Below are 21,298 nucleotides of genomic sequence, written 5' to 3'. Positions count from 1 at the left end.
TCCTCCATACTATTCCTGTGGAATAATCATTCTGTTTGATTCTGATCCCGTCGGCCTGTCAGAGATTTTTCCATCTTTCCCTGAACCAGTGAGCCGCCATCTTGGGCCTGCGGTCCCGGGTAAACAGCCCCTTCCGGTTTCCGCCCACGCGCATGGGGCCCTGGCAGGTGGCAAAGTCCGCGAAGTTCCAGGGCATCTCGCCGATCACGAAATCCCGTTCATCCAGGCACTCGCTCATTGCCTCATAGAACGCCACCTGGTACTCTTCCGTGAACATCTCCGCCACCGCGCCGTGCAGGCCGGCGATTGTATCCGCTCCGTACTCGGAGAGAATGACCGGTTTATGCTGTGTTTCCCACCATTCCAGCTCCGTCCGGAACGCGTATTTTGCTGCCTCAAGATCACCGGACAAATTATACCACCCGTAATACCGGTTGATCAACACAACGTCCATGGAACAAATGACTTTATCCCGGTCATACCGGTTCTGGCATCCAACCACCGTAACCGGTCTGTCCTGCGGGTCCAGCCGGTGGGCAGCTTCATACAGGGGATGCCAGTATTCATATGCTTTTTCAGGCTGGCTGTCCGTGTCCGGTTCATTGCCCAGGCTCCACATCACCACGCAGGGATGGTTCTTGTCCCGCGCGATCATGTCCTTCAGTACCTGCAGATGGTAGTCCGCCAGGTTCCATCCATACTGTTCACTGGCCCACATGCCTACCGCTGGCGTTTCATCCACGATGACAATACCTTCCCGGTCGCACAGCTGGTACATTTCCTCCGCGTAGGGATAGTGGCTGGTACGGAAGCAGTTGGCATTCAGCCAGTGGTAAAGGTTGATATCCGTCACGTTCAGGCATGGATCCGTTCCCCGGCCGTGGAAAGGGCTGTCCTCATGCTTGCACGGTCCGTGGAAGCGGAAAGGTTTCCCGTTGATCAGGAAGCGCGTGCCTTCCACCTTGACCTCCCGGATGCCGAAGGGCTGCTCATACAGGTCGTCCCCATAGGTAACCCTGGCGGTATACAGGTAGGGTGTGCCCGGCCAGGGTTCCCACAGGCGGGGTTCCGGAATCTGCAGGATTCCCTCCCATCCGTCGCACCTTGCAACGGATATGCCTTCCGCGTCCAGGATTTCCACATGGGCAGGCGCATCTGTGCCCGCCGTTTCCACGCTGAAACGCACCGCCCCGTTCAGGGAGGGCACCAGGGTAATATCCCGGATATACTTCCGGGGTGTCGCAACAAGCCGTACCGGCCGCTGGATACCCGTATAGTTGAAGAAGTCAAAAGCCGGACGGTTGATCCCGCGTTCCTGCTGCATCCTCTTGCCGGCTTCCACCGCCGGTATTCCGGGGTTGTCTGAACCAAAGAAGGCGGTTTCTCCCTCCGTACCGATCGGCAGGGTATCATGATTGATCCGGTTGTCCGTCTCCACCGTCAGTTCTGCCGTTTCACCGGGTCTCATCAGGCCGTTCAGTTCCACCTCAAAGGGCAGGAATCCGCCCCTGTGAAAACCGATTTCCTTCCCGTTCAGCAAAATCCGGGCATTATGTGCCGCCGCGTCAAAACGCAGGCAGACCCGCATTCCCTTCCAGGCCGCCGGCAGGGTAATCTTCCGGCGGTATTCCGTGATCCCCGCCCGGTTCCGGAACCGGGGATCCGTGCTCTGGTCATTGTAGGAAGCAGGCACCGCGATCGGCTGCCAGCTTTCATCGCCCTGAAAGCGGAAATCCCATACGCCGCCCAGGTCTATCGTCATTCTGGACGCGTTATTCTGCGGATATAGTGTACTCATCTTTTTCTCCGTCCTTCCTGTCTCAGCTCCACAGTTCCGGATCCTTGCCGCAGAACTTCATCAGTGCTTCCACCAGGAAATAATCTCCGTAGGTTATATTGGTATGCCGTCCGGCTCCGTCGTCATGGTAGCTTGCCGTGCAGCGGGTGAGAATGCCGCAGTGTTCATTTCCCCAGTCCGCACAGTGTTCCAGCATTCCGTCAATCAGCCGTTCCGCATGCTGGTTCCAGGTGTCTTCACCGGTCAGCGACGCCAGTTCCTGCAGGCCGCAGGCCGCGATCGCCCCGGCAATATTGTCAATCCGTTCCTCCTCCGCCGGCTGGCAGAAGTCGCAGTCTGTCAGGCCGTCCTCCCGGATATGTGCTGTGAAGTTTCCGGCGATTTTCCTCGCCGCCTCTGTGTACTTCACATCCTTCAGATGCCGCCCGGCCAGCGCAAATCCGTACAGGCCCCAGGCCTGTCCCCGGCTCCACTGGCTTCCCAGTGCGCAGCCCTGCCCCGCGTGTTCCCGGATCCGCTTTCCGCTTTCCGGATCAAACTCAATAATATGGCTTACCGATCCGTCCTCCCGCAGGAATTCCCGCAGGGTTGTGTCGGCGTGGATTTTTGCCGTCAGCCTGAACCGCGGATCATCCGTATCCCGGCTGGCACGATACAGCAGGTTCAGGTTCATCATACAGTCAATAATGGCATATCCCGTCCGTTCCGGCTCGTTCCATGCCCGGATGAATCCCGCAGGATTAAACCGTCCCATCAGCAAGGAGGCTGCATGCAGTGTATCTGTCTCCGCCTGTGCGTCCCCTGTCAGCTTGGCGTCCGCTCCGCAGGACAGCAGGTACATAAAACCAACGTCATGGTTCAGCAGCCGGAAGGAACGGAACTCCTCCGTCAGCAGTTTTTCAGCCCGGCGTGCCTCTTGCCGGAAGAAACTGTCTCCTGTCAGCACCCACAGCTGCCACATCAGGCCCGGCCAGAATCCTCCGGTCCACCAGCTGTTCCCGTCATAGGGACTGGTGATCCATTTCCCGCCCGCGCTCTGGTAAGGAATAATCCCGGCCTCTGCTGCCGCTTCCGCGGTTTTCCTGTATTTTCCGGCGATCCGGCTCAGTGCTTCTTCATAGCGTTCCAGCAAGTTTTTTTACCTCCTCGGGTATTCCGTCCGGCAGATTGTTCCCGGCATCAGCGTACACCGCGCACAGAAGTTTATGTTCACCCGGTTCCAGCCGGCTGTGCAGCGTCGGCAGCACACACCGCGGTTCCATCAGGTTTGTATTGGGTTCGGTCACGATGACTTCCCCCTTCGCATAGCCTTCCAGGCCATAGATCACGCTTGTTCCCCGTTCACCCGCAGCCGAGGCATATCCTTCGCCTGCATTTGTAGTTGTTCTGATCCGGTCACAGGGCCTTGCCCCCGCCCAGTCCCGGGGCACGGAAAATGCTCCTTCCGCCGCTTCCAGGGTAACGTCTGTACGGATGACATGTCTCCTCACATGCCACATGCCGGCCGGGACAATCACCGTGTCAATCGTCACCCCGTTCATCGGGCTCCAGGTGAATGAAATCCGGTCTTCCGCCAGCCGGTATTTTTCGCAGCCGCTGCGCACATGCCATAAGTCCCGGCCTTCGGCGCGCACCGCCAGCATGCTGTCATAGGCGCCCCGGTTCAGCGCGGATTCCTCTTTTGCCACGGAGAAAGCGAACTGGGACGAATACGCAAACTTTTCGTATTTCTCGTCCTCGTGCATATGCTCCCAGGCATGATTGCCCACTGTATACGCCACCACCTGCCGGTTTTCCGGATCGCGTGTCAGCAGCAGCCGTACCTGTTCATCCAGGAAGCGCTCCGGCGGCAGGTACTCTTTCTCTTCTGCCTGCCAGAAGGCATGTTCCTCCGGCAGTGCCAGGATCCAGAAGGTTTTCAGCGCCCAGTAGGGAGATCCCTGCGCGTTGTATCCTTCCGCCGCACACAGGTTGGGGTAACCGTATCCCACAGTCAGGGCGCCGCCCCGGTCAAAGATCGGCCGGTTCAGCCAGAACCGCAGGTTGTTCAGCAGCAGATGCTTCATCTGTCCGATGTCCGGCGTACGGCATTCCACCCCGGCAAAAGCCGCCGCTGCCCAGAAGGAGCTCTGGCAGAAGCGGTAGGTCAGGCTTCTTCCGTAAGGCAGGCCCCTTCCCTCCCGGTCAAACCAGCAGGCGAATCTCGGTGCAATCAGCGCCGCCCTTTCCCGGATCCGGACACATCTTTCCGGGTCTTCCCTGTCCATCACCGCTGCATACAGCAGGCTGTAGAAATGAAAACCCCACAGCGTGTAATAATCCCGTTTGGTCGGATAGTCAAAATACCAGCCGTCGGCGGTATAGTGACTTTCCATGAGATCCATATCTTCCCGCATCCGGTCTTCATCCACCGGCATTCCGTTTTTCAGGAAGCCGATGTTCACCAGGATCCGGAAGAACCGCCAGTTGTTTTTCGGCATGTCATACAGGTTGATCTGATTCAGCCAGTCATACAGATGCTGCCGCTGGCTTTCATTCAGCGGATTCCAGAAATATTCAGGCACAAAGCATAAGCCGCATCCGATGACAGCCATTTCCACCATCCGCTGGTCATAGTCACGGATAGTCCCCCAGTACTCCTCATGTCCCGGATCCGTTCCGTGGATCATGCCTTCCTGCCACAGCGGCCAGAGGGCCTCCGCTTCAGGGCACTTCCCCATCAGCATCGGAACCAGTGCCCACAGTGCCCTGCTCCAACATTCCATTCCGGCCACGTCTTCGGCATAATGGGCGGATCCGTTGCCGACGTAAATCCGGGCCTTTCCCGGCGTCATGCAGGATGTCAGGGGCTGCAGGATTGCCGTTGCCGCCTGCACCAGGTCCCGCCGTGTACGTAGGGAATCGTTTGTTCCGTTCATTTCGACGCCTCCCGGTCCGCTGCTGCAAACTCAAATGTCATCCGGAATCGTTCCAGCTTTTCGCTCTTCAGTCTGATCCGCCAGAGGCTTCCCGGCCAGCTGCGGGCCATCCGCGGATCTGTCACCGGTTTTTCTTCTGCTGTATATTCCAGTCCCTCCGGGCAGCGGATGATCAGGTTTCCCGCCCTGACCTGTCCGTTTTCCCATACCGGCTTCCTGCGCAGCAGGAAGATCCAGGTAATCTCCTGTCCCTTTCGAAGGCTTCCTGCATCTGTCAGCTTCAGGCCGCCCTTTGTCAGCGTGAAGCTGCGTTTCAGTTCCCGGATACCTGCTTTTTCGTCATAAGCGGCTTCCAGGTTCATTTCCATGCCGTCCGGCGTCATGCTCACATTCCGGGCCGTATGCTCTGCGCCCTCCCGCTGTTCATGCCCGCCGATCACCGGCAGGTTATGCCATTCCGCCCGGACGTTCCACAGCGTATAGCGTTCTTCCGAGAACGTCTTTGCGGTATAGACCATATTGCCTGCGTCCACTACCTCCGGTTCTCCGTCCAGGAAAAGGATAAAGGAGCCGATATCATTATGGTTGTGGCTTTCTCCGTTGTGTCCGCCCTTGCAGGCAAGCGTCCATCTGTCCCGGCGGACCAGTCGCACCTGCAGATCCGGCAGATACGCATCCTCCGGTTTATCGGCACTCAGGTCTGTTTTATCGGCTGGTACATGGAAAATCAGGTCAAGTGCCCGGGTCAGGTGCGGTACGTCGTTCAGCTGATCCGCAATGGTCCCCCGCATCCGCGTTCCCAGTACGGTGAGCGCCGGATCCTTCAGCATCCGTCCTGCTGTTTCCATCCGTTCCCCGCTGATAAAGGGACGGGCGTCGCAGTCCGCAAAATTGGCAAACCAGCCGTTCCCCATCTCCATCGTCAACGGGAACCGCAGGATATTCCGGATCTTTTCATTCTCCCGGAAGGTCATCCGGCCTCCCGTAACAGTTTCCAGCAGCGTCAGGCAGTCCAGCAACGCGCCGCCGGCCATGTTCCAGTAACCTGCTCCCTCATCGCATCCGCCGTCCTCCGGCAGGATCGCGATATAGCGGTCCAGCATCCCGCACGCACGGGTCAGTAATGTCGACAGGTTTCCTGCTGGCATAGGATCCAGCACAGCGCACACCATAATGTTGGACAGAATCCACGGCGTCCAGTTGTTCAGATCCTTCCGCCGGACTCCCATCCACCAGAAATCATCCGTCTTCATAAACGGACGCAGGATCCGCCTCCGGATCTCCTCTGTGATCCGTTTCCGAATCATCGGTGAAACAGCGTCCAGCCGTTTTCCCAGCAGCGACGTTGTCAGTGCCAGGATCATACCGGTCTGGGCGCTGAACAGATCAATATAGGGTTTCCGGACGTCCGGCAGCGGATATTCCGCTGCCTTTGGTGCTCCCGGAATCGGGTTAACGTTATGCGCGCTGATCACCCAGCTGCTTTCCTCGCACAGAAGCCAGATTCCGTTCAGAACGTCATCCATTTCCGCATCCGGAAAGGCGCAGCAGTTCATCACGGCGGCACAGAGTTTCCGACGGCGGGTAAAATACGGCTTTTCATCCGCCTGCCGGTCACCGATCCGGACAAAAGCCAGGAACCCTGACACAGTGCGGAGCGGATAATCCGTCTTCGCGTAATCCTCCGCCATTTTCCGGATTTCCCTCCTGTATCCCGCCGGGATTCCGTCCCAGGCCTTACGGTCTTCAGCCGGCGGATACAGCCTGCGCGTTCCGCCCTTCAGCAGTTCGCGCATCGGATGCTCCCGTAAGAAAGCTGTCAGCATTTTAGCCTCCCGGATCAGCCCTTCAGTCCTGAGGTGGCGATCCCTTCAATGAAATACCGCTGCAGGCACAGGAATACCACCGATACCGGCAGCAGCGAACAGAGTGACGCCGCCATGATCAGGTGATAATCGCTGGAGTTTTCCTGGATAAAGCGCCGCAGGCCCACCTGCACCGTCTTGTTGATATCCCGGGTCAGGTAAATCATCGGGCCCATATAATCGTTCCAGGTGTTTACAAACGTGAAGATCACCAGTGTCGCGATGGCCGCCTTGGAAAGCGGCAGCATAATGCGCGCCCAGATACCGTATTCGCTCAGTCCGTCCAGCCTCGCCGCCTCGCAAAGCTCAGTGGGAATTGAACGGTAGAACTGCCGCATCAGGAACACGCCGAACGCCGAGAACGCCTGCAGCACAACCATGGCCCACAGCGTATCATACAATCCGATGGACCGCATCATGATGAACTGGGGCAGCATGTAGGCCTGCCAAGGCACCGCGATCGTGCCGATATAGCAAAGGAAAAGCACGTCTCTCCCGCGGAAATTCAGTTTCGCGAATGCATAAGCCGCGAAGGAGGAGGTCAGCGTCTGGAGCAGCGTGACCACAATCGCGATAAACGCGGTATTTTTAAAATAAGTTACCAGCGGCACCTTCTGCCAGATCAGGGAGTAGTTCTCCCAGTGAAAGGTCTCCGGAATCCAGCGCATCGGGAAAGCAAATACTTCCCTGTCCAGCTTCAGCGAGGAGGAGATCATCCACACAAAGGGAATCAGCGTGAAGGCAGTCAGCAGGATCAGCAGAATCCAGATGATGCTTCTCAGAATCTTATGCAGTGTCGGGTTATCCTTCCGGATTTCCCTGCTGTGAACAGCCGTTTCCATGATTCATCTCCTCCTTTCTCAGTCATTCGAGAACTTCTTCTCGGAGCCGAACTGGATAATCGTCACAAGCAGCACGATCACAAGCAGCACCATGGAAATGGCGCTGGCCTGGCCGTACCGTACCTTGATGAAGGCCTCGTCATAGATGTAGGTCACCAGCATCTTGGTTGCCCGGCCGGGACCTCCGTCCGTCATGATAGCCACCACGTCGTAGATTTTGAAGCAGGAAATCACCATCATCACGGAAACAAAGAAGGTGGTGGGTTTCAGCTGCGGCAGTGTCACATGCCAGAACTGCTGCCACTTATTTGCGCCATCCACTGTAGCCGCTTCCATCAGTTCACGGGGAATCCCCTGCAAGGCGGCCAGGTAAAGAACCATGTAGTATCCCATGTTCCGCCATACGCTTACCAGGATGATGGACCAGATGGCCATCGTGCTGTCCGCCGTCCAGCCTTTGTTGAAGTTGATTCCCAGTGCCATGATGATCTGGTTCACCGGGCCGTCCTTCATCAGCATGAAGGACCAGCAGACGCAGATCGCCACCATCGAGGAAACATAGGGAAAGAAGAAAACGGTCCGGAAGAACACCGCGCCCCTGATTTTGTTCAGCAGCAGCGCCAGCGCCAGTGCGCATATAATCGTCAGCGGTACGGTAACCACCGTATAATACACCGTGTTTTTCAATGCGATGCCCAGGTCCGCCCGGTTAAAAAAGTAAGCAAGGCCTTTCTCCGCCACCTTTTTCGTGGCAAAGATCGTCGCGTAGTTGTCCAGTCCGACAAACTTCAGCTTGGAGATGTCTCCGCCGTTCCACTCAAACAGTGACAGGGCAATGGCGCAGATCACCGGCACCAGTGTAAAGACCGCAAACCCGATAAAGTTAGGCGCCAGGAAAGAATATGCCACCAGCGTATTCTTTCTTTCCAGCTTGCCCATCCTGTACCGGACTTTTCTTACTTCCGACTGGCTCATGTGTCATCGTTTCCTTTCCCGTGTTCTGAAAAAAGCAGGGAAGGCAAGCAGCCTTCCCTGCCTGGGGGTTATATCCTGATCAGGGATTATTCGAACAGTTCAGCCACCCGCTCGTTCATCTCTTCGATACCCTCTTCGGGGGTGATTTCACGAGCCATGATCATGCTGTGTTCTTCATTCACGATCGTCTTGATGTCAGCGACCTTTTCAGCCACCGGCCATTCCATTGCCACAGCGGCGGGCAGCAGGGCGCCCTTGCTGGTCTCGTCAGCCGGGAAGCCTTCCACAGAAGACATGCTGGCGGCCACTTCTTCGGAAACCCACGCGGGACGGGCACCGACGGAAGCCGTAGCCTTGGCGCCTTCCACGCCGCCCAGCCAGGAGATGTACTCCCAGGCCAGATCCTTCTTCTCGGACTTGGCGTTGATCATCGCACCGGTCAGGTTGCCGAAGGAAGAACCTGCGGCCACGCCCTCAGCGTGCGGAACAGCGGTGATGCCCCAGTTGAAGTTGCAGGTGCCGTCCTTGTTGTAGCCAATCAGCGTGGACACGTACCAGTAGCCCATGGGCAGCATGGCGATGTTGCCGTTGGCAAAAGCAGCGGAGTAGTGCAGGCCGGCGGCCTTCAGATCCGCATAGCTCATGCAGGCGCCGGAATCTTCCAGATCCTGATACAGCTTGTAGAAGTAAAGCAGGTCGTCATAGTTTTTGTCAGCCAGTGTATTCACGCCGTCGCACACAGCCCAGTTCACCACGGCGGACAGCCAGGTGTGATAATGGGTTCCGTAGATGCCCTTATCCTTGTCGGTCATCTTCTTGGCCAGCTCAGCGTACTGATCCCAGGTCATGTCATTGGTGGGCAGTTCCACACCGGCAGCGTCGAACAGATCCTTGTTGTAGAACAGCACCCAGAAGTCGCTGCGGAACGGAATGGCATACTGCACACCGTCCACGGCATAGTTTACTTCAGTACCTACGAATCCGGACATATCATATCCGTTCGTATCCAGCGGAGCTGCGAAGCCCTGAGCCTGCCAGTTGATCAGGTTGTCAATTTCCTTGATCATGAAAATGTCGCTCGTGTCTCCGCCTTCGAGCATGGTGGTCGCCTTCACAGCGTAATCCTGGGAAGCGACGTCCACATACTCGATGGTGACGCCGGGATGGGAGGCTTCAAAAGCATCCTTCTGGGCAATCAGGTAAGGGGTTGTGGTGGCATCCCATGTCACCACGGTCAGCACCTGGTCCTCGGCCAGGGCGGGTACGGCCAGCAGCGACATCATCAGCATCACGGCAAGCAGTACTGACAGCATTTTCTTCATGATAGGTTCCTCCTCAATCATTGTTAGGGAATGTTATCGGTTTCACGACCTGGAGCATATGAAATCCTGTTCTCTATGCCGTTTACCTTTCCGTTTCCCTGTCTTTGTCTAAATATTATGGTTTTTATCCCTTATTGTCAAGTGTTATTTCCCATAATTGATCGTTTTTTCTGATACAAAATATATGTTATCGGTAACATTTTTCTTGCTTTTCAGATTCCGTCATGGTATCATGCTGACAAAGATCAGAAACAGGTGAGAATGATGAGCAAAAAAGTGACCATTTACGATATTGCCCGGGAGGCCGGAGTCTCCACCGCCACGGTCACGCGTGTCTTCCGGCATGACCCTCACGTCAGCGAGGCCACCCGGGTAAAGGTCCAGCAGATCATTGACGCTCATGACTATACCCCCAGCCTTTCCGCACAGAACCTGGAAGGCGGGCGCACCCGCACCCTGGCCCTGGTCCTCCCCGTCGTGTCCAACCTGTATTTCAACCGGATTTTCGATGCCGCCTATTGGGAAGCGGAAAAGAACGGATGCAGCGTCCGTCTCTTCCAGACCATGGAAAACCAGGCCATCTCACCCGAGATTGTTAACGAACTGATCCGCTGCCGTATGGACGGCGTGCTGTTCGCGGGAAGCATCTGGTCGGCTGACCGGGATGACCTGAACGTCGCGCTGGAGCGGCTCGGCAAGTATATGCCGGTTGCCACCATCTGCCCGGATGACGTTTCGCTGGAATGCATCTGCATCCAGAGCGACCTGGTCAATTGTTCCCGGCTTCCCATCCGTCATCTCCACACCCTGGGGCACCGGCGCATCGCCTTCCTCGGCGGCTCCATGCACAGCCGGGATACCTCCCGCCGGGGCGTCGGCTTCCTGGAGCAGCTTCGGCTGATGGATCTGCCGGATGATCCCGCCTACCACGTGGACGCCGGTTATGATATGGAAAGTGGTGAACGTGCCGTTCTCCGGATGCTTTCCGGCCTGGATCGCAGCCGCTGGCCCAGCGCCATCGTGACCTTCAATGATCTGGTAGCCCTCGGTGTTATGAAACAGCTGAAGAAAATGGGGCTGAAGCTCCCCGATGACATGGCAATCATCGGCTGCGACAATCAGTTCTTCTGTGCCTATACAGATCCTTCCCTGACCTCGGTGGATCTTCACCCGGAGGAAATGGCCCGCAGTGCCATACGGGAGCTGCTGCTGGCCCGGGAATCCTCTTCCCGTTCCTTTGCCATGGTCCGGGAAGCCACCCTCGTCGTCCGCGAAAGCTGCGGCGCGCAGCTGGGTTTCCGCAAACTGTAATCCCGGAGGAATAAACAGTAATGATTACGATTCTTGTTCAGGCCGCTGACGGCACAGTCCTTGCTTCCTCGGAGCATCCGGAGGAAGCTTTCCTTTCCGTGGATCGGGTCTACCAGCCCGGGGATGTCATCCGCATATCCGGCGGCCGGCATCTCAGGATTCAGATGGATCAGGCGCTGCCCTCCGGGGAGGTTTATCTGCCGGATGAAAAGATGACCTGGCCCGTTCCCTGCGGAGAGCACCGTCTGGCCTATGCGCCGGGGCTCTTTGAGTCTCCCCGCCACATCATCACTGCGTCAGCAGTCTCTGCCAACACGCTCTGCCGGATCCGGAACGTCGCCTGCAACCCTGCCGACCTGCGCGGCGATACAGATTTCTTTCCCCACTGCACCGCCAACGTGGAGACCCGAAATGAAGCCTGCTTCTGTGCCCGCAATGTGATTGACGGTCTTCGCCTGAATACATTCCACGGCGAATGGCCTTTCCAGAGCTGGGGCATCGGTGCCCGGGAGGATGCCTGGTGCCTGCTGGATCTGGGCCGTCCGGTCATCGCTGAAAAGATGGCACTGACCCTCCGGGCAGATTTCCCCCATGACGCATACTGGACTGCCGGCCATGTCGTCCTGTCAGATGGAAGTGACATTTCCTTCCCCCTGGAAAAAACCGGTGACCGCCAGTGGATCGGCCTGGGCGGACGCACCGTTCGCTGGCTCCGCCTTGAGCGCCTCATCAAAAGCAACGACCCGTCTGCTTTTCCTGCTTTGCGACAGTTCGAAGTTTACGGTCACGACCTGTAAACTTCGGACTGTCGCAACACTCTTCACTCTTCACTCATCACTTTTCACTTCATTCAAAAAAACTGCTTCCTTATGGAAGCAGTTTTCTCCAACATTCTACATTTTTCATTCTTCATTCTTCATTGTGGAAGAGGTTTGGAAATCTTATTCCCATACCTCTTCCATCAAATCGTCTAACGTTATCGTCGTATGATCAAACCGCTTCCACCCGGTCCACAGCACCCGGATTTCCCCGTGATACGGAATCTCGCACTTCACCCACCAGATATTATTCCGGCTGTCCCAGGCCTTGGCCAGCACCTTAATCCACTGATTCTTCACGCTGTAGGTACCGCCGCCGTCATACTGCGTCCCGGGGCCTTTACGGGTCGCCAGCTTATCAATGGTCAGCCCCATCACGCCGTCTGCTTTGGGGCCGCTCTGCGGCGCTGCCGTGACCGTGCTGCCGCTCAGGATGGAAGCTGCTCCCTCCCAGTCCAGGGAAAAACCATAGCGGCTGACGTCATCCATTGTATAGGTGGACAGGGTCATTGTCCTGCCGTTGCGCAGCGTCTGAAGCATGTTTTCGTAATCATTGTAGCTGATCAGTCCGCCGTTTTGCCAGAACCTGTCATTATCCTCGTTGGAATTATCGTATTCCGCCCGCAGGTAATTCAGCAGTGTATACTGTCCGAAGGCGTTCCGCGTCAGCTGCAGGGTCCAGGGCCATTCAAACTCATCATATTCAAGCACCAGTGTTCCGCCGTTTGCTGAGGACAGGTAGACATCAAAGTTCATTCCCGCGTCGTCATATCCGATACGGGTAATACCCGGCACGTAAAGCACGCACCTGACGACTGCACCGTTTGTGGAATAGATGTACAGATCGCCCCGTTCCTCGTTCGCCTTTTCCATGAAAATCAGTTCAGGAATGCCGTCCCCGGTGATATCCGCCAGGGAAACCGGCTTACAGGGCACCTGTATCACAGCATCGCTGAGGTAGTATTCAATCGTCCGGTTCTGGTAAGCATGTATTGCCGCGGAATGATTGTTCAGGATCTGCAGATAGGCCTGCTGCCACGTACCGGAATACGTCTGCTGGTCAATAATCCATCCGCCTGTCGCCACATAGCCGTCCGGCTCGCTCGCCAGGGCTGTTATCCCGCACAGCATAACCGCTGCCAGCAATACCGCAAGGATTCGTTTCATGTTCGTTTCCCCCTCGGTTCATAGATTGTCACGTCCTGCAATTGAGCTGTCTTACAGCATAATTATATGATACTGTCTGCGGAAAAAGCAAATTTCGGGCTTCCCGGAGCAAAGAAGAAACCCCCGGAATCGCCATAATTCCGGGGGCTTCATTCTCTTCCGAAGGGAATGATTATTTCTTGCTTTCAAAGCCGAAGTACTGCTTTGCGTTGCGGTAGCTGATATCCGCCACAATCTCCTTCAGGGTGTCATAATCTTCCGGATAGAAGCCTGCCTCCACCCATTCTCCGAAGACCCGGCAAAGAATCCGGCGGAAATATTCATGCCGGGGATAACTCAGGAAGCTCCGGCTGTCCGTCAGCATACCCACAAATCCGGCCAGGTATCCCAGGGAAGCCAGGCTCTTCAGCTGTTCGACCATCCCGTCAAAGTGATCGTTGAACCACCAGGCGGAACCGTGCTGGATCTTGCCTACGGCCTCATCGTTCTGGAAGCAGCCCAGGATGGTATCGATCGCCGCGTTGTCATTGGTGTTCAGGCTGTAAAGGATCGTTTTCGGCAGCTTGCCCTTATCCTCCAGTGCGCCGAGGAAAGCAGCCGTCTGGGTACTGGGGGCGGTATTATCCACACAGTCAAAACCGGTATCCGGTCCCATTGTGCGGAAGGTCACCGGGTTGTTATCCCGGCGGCAGCCGTAGTGCAGCTGCATCACCCATCCCCGTTCACGGTATTCAGCCGCCATGGCCATCATAAAGGCGCACTTGAATTTGGCTTCCGCCTCAGCGTCCGGCAGTTTTCCTTCCACCCGCTCCCGGAAGATCTTTTCAACCTCCGCCTCGTCCGCAGGTGCATACATGACGTAATTCAGTCCATGGTCGCTCAGTTTGCACCCGTGGGCAGCAAAGAAATCCAGCCGTTTGTGCAGGGCATTCTTCAGGTCGGCAAAGGATGCGATCTTCATACCGGCTGCCTTTTCCAGCTGCGCAATGTATTCCGGCCAGGTTGTCTTTTCCAGGTTCATGGCCTTGTCCGGACGCCAGGCCGGCAGTACCGTCACCGGGAAGGTTTTGTCCGCCGCCAGCTTCTCATGCCACTCCAGCGTATCTGCCGGATCATCCGTCGTGCAGATTGTATCCACATTGCTCATCATGATCAGGCCCCGGGCGGAATAGCCTTCGCTCTGCAGTTTCGCGTTGGCCAGTTCCCAGACTTCCCCCGCAGTGTCCTTGTTCAGGATACCCTCATAGCCGAAGAAACGGCGCAGCTCCAGGTGGCTCCAGTGATACAGGGGATTGCCGATCGACTTTCCCAGTACTTCCGCGTACTTGTCAAACTTTTCCCGGTCAGAGGCGTCACCGGTGACGTACTTCTCCGGCACACCCGCGGAGCGCATCAGGCGCCACTTGTAGTGGTCTCCGCCCAGCCATACCTGGGTAATGTTTTCATAACGGACGTCCTCCCAGATCTCCCTGGGGTTCAGATGGCAGTGATAGTCAATAATCGGCTGTTTCTCCGCCGCTTCATGATACAGCTTCTTCGCCGCTTCCGTATTCAGCAAAAACTCCTTGTCCAGAAACGCTTTCATTCACATTTCCTTTCCTGCACATACGCACACCATTCATAATTGTTCATTGTTCATTATTCATTGTTAATTGTTCGTTATCTTTTAACCCTTGCGCTGCCGTTTTTGATAATGGATTCAACCTCTTCCTTGCTGGCCATGCTGGTGTCGCCGGGGGTGGTCATCGCCAGCGCGCCGTGAGCCGCGCCGTAATTGACAGCCAGTTCAGGATCACCGGTGGTCATCAGGCCGTAGATCAGGCCGGAGGCGAAGGAATCACCGCCGCCCACGCGATCCAGGATTTCCAGGTTGTCAAAAGCCTTTGACATATAGACGTTTCCATCCGCCCAGCAGATCGCCTTCCAGTCGTTTACCGTAGCGGTTTTGACAGTGCGCAGCGTGGTGGCGATGGCTTTGAAGTTGGGGTACTGCTTCGCCGCTTCCGCGATCATCTTGTAATACCCGTCCAGGTTCAGTTCCTTCAGGTTTGCGTCGTTCCCCTCGATTTCGAATCCCAGGCAGGCGGTAAAGTCTTCTTCATTGCCGATCATCACGTCCACATATTTGGCAACTTCCCGGTTAACCTCCCGGGCTTTTTCCAGGCCACCGATAGCGGACCACATGGAAGGCCGGTAATTCAGGTCATAGGAGATCAGGGTGCCGTATTTCTTCGCAGTCTTGCACGCGGCGATAACGGTCTCACAGCTCTGTTCGGACAGTGCCGCGTAGATGCCGCCCGTATGCAGCCACCGGACGCCCAGCTTGCCGAAGATATAGTCGAAGTCAAAGTCTTCGGGAGTAGCTTTGGAAATGGCTGTGTTGGCACGGTCAGAACACCCCACCGCGCCCCGGATACCGAATCCGCGCTCTGTGAAGTTCAGGCCGTTCCGGCAGACGCGGCCGATACCGTCCGTCTTTTTCCAGCAGATCAGGTCTGTATCCACGCCGCCCTGTTCAATCAGGTCCCTGAGCAGTTTGCCGACTTCATTGTCCGCAAATGCAGTAATCACACCGGTCTTCAGGCCAAAGCACTTGTGCAGGCCACGGACCACATTGTATTCACCGCCGCCTTCCCAGGCTTTAAACTCCCGGGCAGTCCGGATCCGGCCCTCACCGGGATCCAGGCGCAGCATGATTTCACCCAGGGATACCGCGTCATAGCGGCACTCTTCAGCAGGTTTCAGATTAAGGTTCATATTCATTACCCCCTGATTTCTTTCACAATGCCGGCCGCTTCACGAACCAGCCGTTCAATCTCATCGAACTGTCCGGCTTTCACCAGCTTGCCGCTGACCATCCAGCTGCCGCCGCAGGCCACAATCCGGTCATAAGCCAGGTAATCCCGCACATTCTCCGCGTTGATGCCGCCGGTGGGCATAAAGTTCAGGCCTACATACGGTGCCGCCAGGGCCTTGATCATCTTCAGGCCGCCGGCCGGTTCCGCCGGGAAGAACTTCAGCACGTCCAGGTCAAACTGCAGCGCTGCTTCAATCTCCGTAGGAGTGCATACGCCGGGAGTCATCGGAACACCCTTTTTCAGCACATGCTCCGTAACCTTCGGATTAAATCCGGGGCTGACAATAAACGTAGCGCCTGCGTCAATCGCCCGGTCCGCCTGTTCCGTGGTCAGCACGGTGCCCGCGCCGATAATCATTTCCGGGAAGGCTTTGGCCATTCTCCGGATGGATTCCTCCGCCGCTGCGGTCCGGAAGGTCACTTCCGCGCAGGGCAGTCCGCCGGCCATCAGCCGTTCCGCCAGCGGCAGCGCATCTTCAGCGCTGTCCAGCACCACAACCGGCACAATACCGATTCCCTTCAGTTTCTTCATCATTTCTGTCATCGAATTTCTCCCCCTCAACATATCCGTCAGTATAATGAATGATTAATCTGGAATTACTTTCTCAATTCTTCATTCTTCATTTTTCATTCTTCATTGCTTTGATTTGAAAATCTGAGGATTTTCAAATCAAAGCGTTATTCCCTGTTTGAAGATCGCCAGGTCATGGAACCCGTTGATTTCTCCCCTGGTCTTTTCACCGGAAGCAATCCGCATCACGGTGTCCAGCAGTTCTCCGCCCAGTTCTTCCAGCGTCATGCCTGTCAGCAGCCTTCCCGCGTCAAAGTCGATCCAGTTCCGTTTCTTCTGTGCCAACGGAGTATTGGATGCAATCTTCAGCGTCGGCACAGGGCAGCCGAAAGGCGTTCCCCTGCCGGTGGAAAAGAGCACCATCTGTGCCCCTGAAACCGCCAGGGCGGTGGAAGCCACCAGGTCGTTTCCCGGTGCAGAAAGCAGGTTCAGGCCCGCCGTTACCGCCTGTTCTCCGTAAGCCAGCACGCCTTTCACCGGCGAGCTTCCGCTCTTCTGGGTGCAGCCCAGCGCCTTGTCCTCCAGGGTAGTGATACCGCCAGCCTTGTTGCCCGGAGAAGGATTCTCATATACCGGCATATGATAGCTCTCAAAGTACGCCTTGAAATCATTGATCAGACCCACGGTTTTCCGGAACAGTTCCTCGCTCTCGCACCGGTCCATCAGGATAGTCTCAGCGCCAAACATTTCCGGCACTTCAGTCAGGATCGTGGCTCCGCCCATAGCGGTCAGCCTGTCGCTGAATACGCCGATTGCCGGGTTGGCTGTGATACCGGACAGCCCGTCCGATCCGCCGCACTTGAGGCCGATCGTCAGCTGATCTGCCGGACAGGGAACCCGCTCATCCCGGCGCATCCGTTCCGCCAGTTCTTCCAGCAGCTTCATGCCCGCTTCCTGCTCATCCTCACAGTCCTGGCTCACCAGGAAGCGGATCCGGCTTTCATCATAATCCTTCATGAAAGGTTTGATCTGTTCAATCCCGCTGTTTTCGCAGCCCAGTCCCAACAGCAGCACGCCGCCGGCATTGGGATGTGTTGCCAGCGCCGCCAGCACTTTCCGTGTATTGTCCTGGTCATCTCCCAGCTGGCTGCATCCGTATGGATGGGAGAAGGCATACACGCCCTCCACCGCGCCGCCGGCCAGTTTCTGCGCCTCCCGGGCAAGCGCCTTCGCCACGTCATTTACGCAGCCCACTGTCGGCAGGATCCACAGTTCATTCCGGATGCCCGGTTTCCCGTTCTTCCGGGGATACCCCATGAAGGAAACCGGCTCTTCTTTTTCTTGCCGGGGATACACGGGATGCCACTCATATTCTTTTTCCCCGGACAGCAGCGTATGCAGGTTATGGACATGTACGTGCCCACCTGCCGGAATATCCTCTGTGGCTTCTCCGATAGGATAACCGTACTTGATGACCGCCTCCCCTTTCCGGATATCCCGCAGGGCCGCTTTATGGCCCATCGGCAGGTCATCCTTCAGGGTGAGCTTACCGGTTCCCCAGGAAACGGTTTCGCCGGCTTTCAGCGGTTTCAGTGCCACCGCCACCATATCCCGGGGCGTAATCCGCACCATTTCGTTCATGTCTTTCTCCATGCAAAGCATCGTCATAAATCAGGGAGTAACAGCCCTGAATTCTGAATTTCATTATGCATTATGCATTGTACATTGTGCATTATTCCAGGCATTCCCCGAATGCTTTCAGTGCGCCTTCTTCCCGGATCGTTTTCAGGATCCTGCCCGCGGCTTCTTCGAAGCCTGCCACCGTGGTCAGGTCCATTCCCCACATCTCCGTGTTGGTCATGACCGCATGGATCAGTTCCTCCGGAGAATCGTTCCGATGGCTGTAGAAAAACTCCAGCACATACCGGTCGTCGCTCACTGTGTACTCGTTGCCCTTCGGCCGGCGGCAAATCAGGCCCTGCTCCGTCAGCGCCTGTACGTCGTTGGAGTAGAACGCGGCATATGCTGCGAAACTGGTCGTCAGGCAGATCGGCAGGCTTCCCTTTTCCTTTACATAGTCCAGGAATGTCGGCATATTCCGTGCCCGCCATTTGCTGGTGGAATTCAGGCTGATGCTCATCAGCTCATGATTGACAAAAGGATTGTTGAACCGGTCCTGCACAGCCTGTGCAAACTCTTCCAGGTCCTTTTTGTCCAGGGGCAGGGTCGGAATCACTTCCTCATACAGCATCCGGTTCATATATCCACGCACGGTATCATCATGCATGCAGTCTCGTACAATGTCAAACCCGGCCAGATAGGCTCCGGGTACGAAACCGGTATGGGCGCCGTTCAGGATTCGTACCTTGCGTTTCTTATAGGGAGTCACGTCCGGTACCACGATTACCGGCACACCGGCCTTCCTGAACGGGAGTCGGTCCTCGAGTTCCTGCGGTCCTTCAATCACCCAGATTCCGAAAACCTCACCCACGTCCGTCAGCGGATCCTCGTATCCGTTCTTTGCGTTCAGGCTTTCCACCTCTTTGGGATCGCGGATCCGCCCGGGAACGATCCGGTCCACCAGCGTGGAACAGAAGATATTCTCCTCATTCACCCAGCGTCGGAAATCCTCGCTCAGCTTCCAGTCGTCAATATACTGGTTCACGCAGCGGAGCAGCTCTTTTCCGTTGTTGTCGATCAGTTCACAGCTGAGCATGATGATACCCTTCCGCCCGGCGGTAAACCGTTCATACAACACCCTGGTCAGCTTGGCCGGGAATGAAACCGGCGGCACCTGATCAAAGGTACTCTCCGTATCGTGGACAATACCCGCTTCCGTGGTGTTTGAAACGATGATCTCAAGTTCCCCGCTCCGGGCCGTTTCCAGCACCTTCTCCCAGTTCTCATAGGGATTGATGCACCGGCTCACGGCAGAGATGACCCGTTTCTGGTCCACCTTCTCGCCCTTTTCGCTGCCCCGGAGATACAGGGTATACAGGCCTTCCTGCTGATTGATCAGCTCTGTCAGGCCCTGGGCGATGGGCTGAACCAGCACCACTTTTCCGTTAAACCCGGCTTTCTCATTTGCGATATCGATGAAGTTGTCCACAAAGGCGCGAAGGAAATTCCCCTCGCCGAACTGCATCACCTTTTCCGGTGCCTGTTCCAGCACAAATCCGTCGTATCCGGACTCTTTCAGCACCTGATAATTCAACTGTGCCATCTTCTTTTCCTCCAGGATAAAATCAGATTGTCAGTCGGTCAGTGTTTTCTTCAGGGTTTCACGTACAGCGCCGGGACCCTGGATTTCTTCCAGGAAGTATCCGGTAATCCGTTCTCCCAGTTCGCACCGGGTCAGGTCGCTGCCGAAAATCATGGGATTGGACAGAATCGGTTTCAGCTTGTCGCCGCAGGTTTCAGGCTTTCCGAGCTCGATTCCGGACAGCATGGCCCGCAGCTCCTCCAGCAGCGGATCTCCGGACAATGGCATGGCATTGCCTGCGTCATCCACACCCAGCAGATACCGGAGCCAGCCCGCAATCGCCAGCGGCAGGGCTACCAGCTGATCCATGGAACGGTTCTCCGCCAGGTAGCTCTTGATGGTTTCACCGAAGCGGATTCCCACCTTCTGGGAGGTGTCTGTCGCAATCCGCTGCGGGGCGTCAGGCATGAAGGGATTGGGCAGCCGTTCCTCCACCACTTCGTCAATGAAAGCTTTGGGGCTGAGGATTCCCGGATCCGTCACAACCGGCAGTCCTTCCTGGTATCCCAGCCGGCGGATCAGCTTCACCAGGTCCTCGTCCTTCATCTCTTCCCGGATCAGGGTATAGCCCAGCAGGCAGCCATAAACCGCAAGGGCGGTATGCAGCGGGTTCAGGCAGGTGGTCACCTTCATCCGTTCCGTCTTGTTCACTGTCTCCCGGTCTGTAAAATACACACCGGCTTTTTCCAGAGGCGGACGGCCGTTGGGGAACTTGTCTTCCACCACCAGGTACTGGGCTTTCTCCGCGTTCACAAACGGCGCCACAAAAGTCCCCCGGGACGTTTCCAGCGGAGCCACAGCTTCAATGCCTGCTTCCTCAAGCATCCGCTGAACCTCAGGAGCGGGCCTGGGCGTAATCTTGTCGATCATGCTCCAAGGGAAGGATACCTGGCTTTCGTCCGAAAGCCACTTCACAAAGTCCTTCGGTACAAAGCCGTTCACCTGCCAGGCCTTGGCCACCTCCAGGATACTGCTCTGCAGTTTTTCCCCGTTGTGGCTGCAGTTGTCCATGCTCACCACTGCCAGCGGAAGCTTCCCGTTCTGGTACCGGTGATACAGCAGCGCTGTTACAATCGTCATGGCATGGCGGGCCTTTTCCGGTCCGTTCTTCAGGTCTTCTTCCACCACCTTCTGGTAGTTTCCGTCAATCTGTCGCAGGGCATAGCCCTTTTCAGTAATCGTAAAGCTGATCATCTGGAGAGAAGGGGCGGCAAAGGCCCGCAGCAGCCGGGCATAATCCGCCTGTTCCCCGGGCTGGGCAACCACCGCTTCCGAAACGGATGCCACGATTTCCTTGTCGATGGTCGCGTCCGCGTTCAGGGTCACGCTCAGTGTCAGGTTATCATATCCGCCGTAAATCATCCGGATGTTGTCCACGTCAAAGGTATCCGCGGCGATAATACCCCGGTCTGAAAGACCGGCATCCAGCAGCCGCTGCTGCAGCACGGCAATGAACGCACGGAAAATGTTTCCCGCGCCGAAGTGCACCCACATAGGTGCTTCTTCCGTCTTCTGCTTCATAGCGCTGATATCAAACGCCGGCAGGCGCACCCCGGCCTTCTCCCAGCCGGCCCGATCCTTCAGATTCTCCAGACTTACCCTCATATCAATTCTCCATTCCTTCTGCTTTCAATTATCATTCTTCACTTTTC

General features: G+C 56.4%; 16 protein-coding genes. 2 read left to right on the top strand and 14 right to left on the bottom strand.

Going from position 1 to position 21,298, the window contains the following annotated elements:
• Nucleotides 1–58: 58 nt before the first annotated feature.
• The 7 genes from uidA to JYE49_RS00360 form a co-directional block, all read right to left on the bottom strand.
• On the bottom strand, nucleotides 59–1,798 hold the full coding sequence (gene uidA, locus JYE49_RS00390; protein WP_093956716.1) for a beta-glucuronidase: 1,740 nt from the start codon (nucleotides 1,796–1,798) through the stop codon (nucleotides 59–61).
• Nucleotides 1,799–1,820: 22 nt separating this feature from the next.
• The gene (locus JYE49_RS00385; RefSeq protein ID WP_093956717.1) at nucleotides 1,821–2,930 is read right to left on the bottom strand and encodes a glycoside hydrolase family protein; all 1,110 of its coding nucleotides are present in this window, start codon (nucleotides 2,928–2,930) and stop codon (nucleotides 1,821–1,823) included.
• On the bottom strand, nucleotides 2,914–4,716 hold the full coding sequence (locus JYE49_RS00380; RefSeq protein WP_093956718.1) for a DUF2264 domain-containing protein: 1,803 nt from the start codon (nucleotides 4,714–4,716) through the stop codon (nucleotides 2,914–2,916). The genes JYE49_RS00385 and JYE49_RS00380 overlap by 17 nt, the downstream gene beginning before the upstream one ends.
• Nucleotides 4,713–6,542: a heparinase II/III domain-containing protein gene (locus tag JYE49_RS00375; protein WP_093956719.1), complete on the bottom strand. Its 1,830-nt coding sequence runs from the start codon at nucleotides 6,540–6,542 to the stop codon at nucleotides 4,713–4,715. Before JYE49_RS00375 ends, JYE49_RS00380 begins: the two co-directional genes overlap by 4 nt.
• 14 nt (nucleotides 6,543–6,556) lie before the next feature.
• Entirely contained in the window at nucleotides 6,557–7,423 is an 867-nt protein-coding gene (locus JYE49_RS00370; protein WP_093956720.1) for a carbohydrate ABC transporter permease, read from the bottom strand.
• Nucleotides 7,424–7,441: 18 nt separating this feature from the next.
• Nucleotides 7,442–8,362: a carbohydrate ABC transporter permease gene (locus tag JYE49_RS00365; protein WP_093956918.1), complete on the bottom strand. Its 921-nt coding sequence runs from the start codon at nucleotides 8,360–8,362 to the stop codon at nucleotides 7,442–7,444.
• A 122-nt stretch (nucleotides 8,363–8,484) separates the two neighbouring features.
• A complete protein-coding gene (locus JYE49_RS00360) occupies nucleotides 8,485–9,720 on the bottom strand; it encodes an ABC transporter substrate-binding protein (protein WP_179217273.1) in 1,236 nt (411 codons plus the stop codon).
• Between the two features lie 261 nt (nucleotides 9,721–9,981).
• Between JYE49_RS00360 and JYE49_RS00355 the strand changes: the two genes are divergently transcribed.
• On the top strand, nucleotides 9,982–11,031 hold the full coding sequence (locus tag JYE49_RS00355; RefSeq protein ID WP_093956722.1) for a LacI family DNA-binding transcriptional regulator: 1,050 nt from the start codon (nucleotides 9,982–9,984) through the stop codon (nucleotides 11,029–11,031).
• A 20-nt stretch (nucleotides 11,032–11,051) separates the two neighbouring features.
• Entirely contained in the window at nucleotides 11,052–11,828 is a 777-nt protein-coding gene (locus JYE49_RS00350) for a hypothetical protein (protein ID WP_093956723.1), read from the top strand.
• A 144-nt stretch (nucleotides 11,829–11,972) separates the two neighbouring features.
• Here JYE49_RS00350 and JYE49_RS00345 read toward each other — a convergent pair whose 3' ends face one another.
• From JYE49_RS00345 to JYE49_RS00315, 7 genes are all read right to left on the bottom strand, one after another.
• Nucleotides 11,973–13,016, bottom strand: a complete 1,044-nt coding sequence (locus JYE49_RS00345; protein ID WP_093956724.1) for a hypothetical protein — start codon at nucleotides 13,014–13,016, stop codon at nucleotides 11,973–11,975.
• 172 nt (nucleotides 13,017–13,188) lie between these two features.
• The gene (gene uxaC, locus JYE49_RS00340) at nucleotides 13,189–14,601 is read right to left on the bottom strand and encodes a glucuronate isomerase (protein ID WP_093956725.1); all 1,413 of its coding nucleotides are present in this window, start codon (nucleotides 14,599–14,601) and stop codon (nucleotides 13,189–13,191) included.
• A 74-nt stretch (nucleotides 14,602–14,675) separates the two neighbouring features.
• Nucleotides 14,676–15,773, bottom strand: coding sequence for a sugar kinase (locus JYE49_RS00335; protein ID WP_093956726.1), 1,098 nt, complete (start codon nucleotides 15,771–15,773; stop codon nucleotides 14,676–14,678).
• 5 nt (nucleotides 15,774–15,778) lie between these two features.
• Nucleotides 15,779–16,417 (bottom strand): bifunctional 4-hydroxy-2-oxoglutarate aldolase/2-dehydro-3-deoxy-phosphogluconate aldolase, encoded by a 639-nt coding sequence (locus tag JYE49_RS00330; protein WP_093956727.1) that lies wholly within the window; start codon nucleotides 16,415–16,417, stop codon nucleotides 15,779–15,781.
• Nucleotides 16,418–16,543: 126 nt separating this feature from the next.
• A complete protein-coding gene (locus JYE49_RS00325) occupies nucleotides 16,544–18,025 on the bottom strand; it encodes a UxaA family hydrolase (RefSeq protein WP_093956728.1) in 1,482 nt (493 codons plus the stop codon).
• A 91-nt stretch (nucleotides 18,026–18,116) separates the two neighbouring features.
• On the bottom strand, nucleotides 18,117–19,607 hold the full coding sequence (locus JYE49_RS00320) for a tagaturonate reductase (RefSeq protein ID WP_093956729.1): 1,491 nt from the start codon (nucleotides 19,605–19,607) through the stop codon (nucleotides 18,117–18,119).
• A gap of 30 nt (nucleotides 19,608–19,637) precedes the next feature.
• Nucleotides 19,638–21,251, bottom strand: a complete 1,614-nt coding sequence (locus JYE49_RS00315; RefSeq protein WP_093956730.1) for a mannitol dehydrogenase family protein — start codon at nucleotides 21,249–21,251, stop codon at nucleotides 19,638–19,640.
• Nucleotides 21,252–21,298 lie beyond the last annotated feature (47 nt).

Origin of the sequence: Aristaeella hokkaidonensis, assembly GCF_018128945.1 — a bacterium.
Taxonomy (GTDB): domain Bacteria; phylum Bacillota; class Clostridia; order Christensenellales; family Aristaeellaceae; genus Aristaeella; species Aristaeella hokkaidonensis.
The sequence above is the reverse complement of the archived record's forward strand: the minus strand, read 5'-3'. Positions and strand labels throughout refer to the sequence as shown.

What these genes read in the sequence shown, in the direction of transcription:
- uidA (WP_093956716.1), bottom strand. Translation starts at nt 1,798, where the DNA reads ATGAGTACACTATATCCGCAGAATAACGCGTCCAGAATGACGATAGAC.
- JYE49_RS00380 (WP_093956718.1), bottom strand. Translation starts at nt 4,716, where the DNA reads ATGAACGGAACAAACGATTCCCTACGTACACGGCGGGACCTGGTGCAG.
- JYE49_RS00375 (WP_093956719.1), bottom strand. Translation starts at nt 6,542, where the DNA reads ATGCTGACAGCTTTCTTACGGGAGCATCCGATGCGCGAACTGCTGAAG.
- JYE49_RS00370 (WP_093956720.1), bottom strand. Translation starts at nt 7,423, where the DNA reads ATGGAAACGGCTGTTCACAGCAGGGAAATCCGGAAGGATAACCCGACA.
- JYE49_RS00365 (WP_093956918.1), bottom strand. Translation starts at nt 8,362, where the DNA reads ATGGGCAAGCTGGAAAGAAAGAATACGCTGGTGGCATATTCTTTCCTG.
- JYE49_RS00360 (WP_179217273.1), bottom strand. Translation starts at nt 9,720, where the DNA reads ATGAAGAAAATGCTGTCAGTACTGCTTGCCGTGATGCTGATGATGTCG.
- JYE49_RS00355 (WP_093956722.1), top strand. Translation starts at nt 9,982, where the DNA reads ATGATGAGCAAAAAAGTGACCATTTACGATATTGCCCGGGAGGCCGGA.
- JYE49_RS00350 (WP_093956723.1), top strand. Translation starts at nt 11,052, where the DNA reads ATGATTACGATTCTTGTTCAGGCCGCTGACGGCACAGTCCTTGCTTCC.
- JYE49_RS00345 (WP_093956724.1), bottom strand. Translation starts at nt 13,016, where the DNA reads ATGAAACGAATCCTTGCGGTATTGCTGGCAGCGGTTATGCTGTGCGGG.
- uxaC (WP_093956725.1), bottom strand. Translation starts at nt 14,601, where the DNA reads ATGAAAGCGTTTCTGGACAAGGAGTTTTTGCTGAATACGGAAGCGGCG.
- JYE49_RS00335 (WP_093956726.1), bottom strand. Translation starts at nt 15,773, where the DNA reads ATGAACCTTAATCTGAAACCTGCTGAAGAGTGCCGCTATGACGCGGTA.
- JYE49_RS00330 (WP_093956727.1), bottom strand. Translation starts at nt 16,417, where the DNA reads ATGACAGAAATGATGAAGAAACTGAAGGGAATCGGTATTGTGCCGGTT.
- JYE49_RS00325 (WP_093956728.1), bottom strand. Translation starts at nt 18,025, where the DNA reads ATGAACGAAATGGTGCGGATTACGCCCCGGGATATGGTGGCGGTGGCA.
- JYE49_RS00320 (WP_093956729.1), bottom strand. Translation starts at nt 19,607, where the DNA reads ATGGCACAGTTGAATTATCAGGTGCTGAAAGAGTCCGGATACGACGGA.
- JYE49_RS00315 (WP_093956730.1), bottom strand. Translation starts at nt 21,251, where the DNA reads ATGAGGGTAAGTCTGGAGAATCTGAAGGATCGGGCCGGCTGGGAGAAG.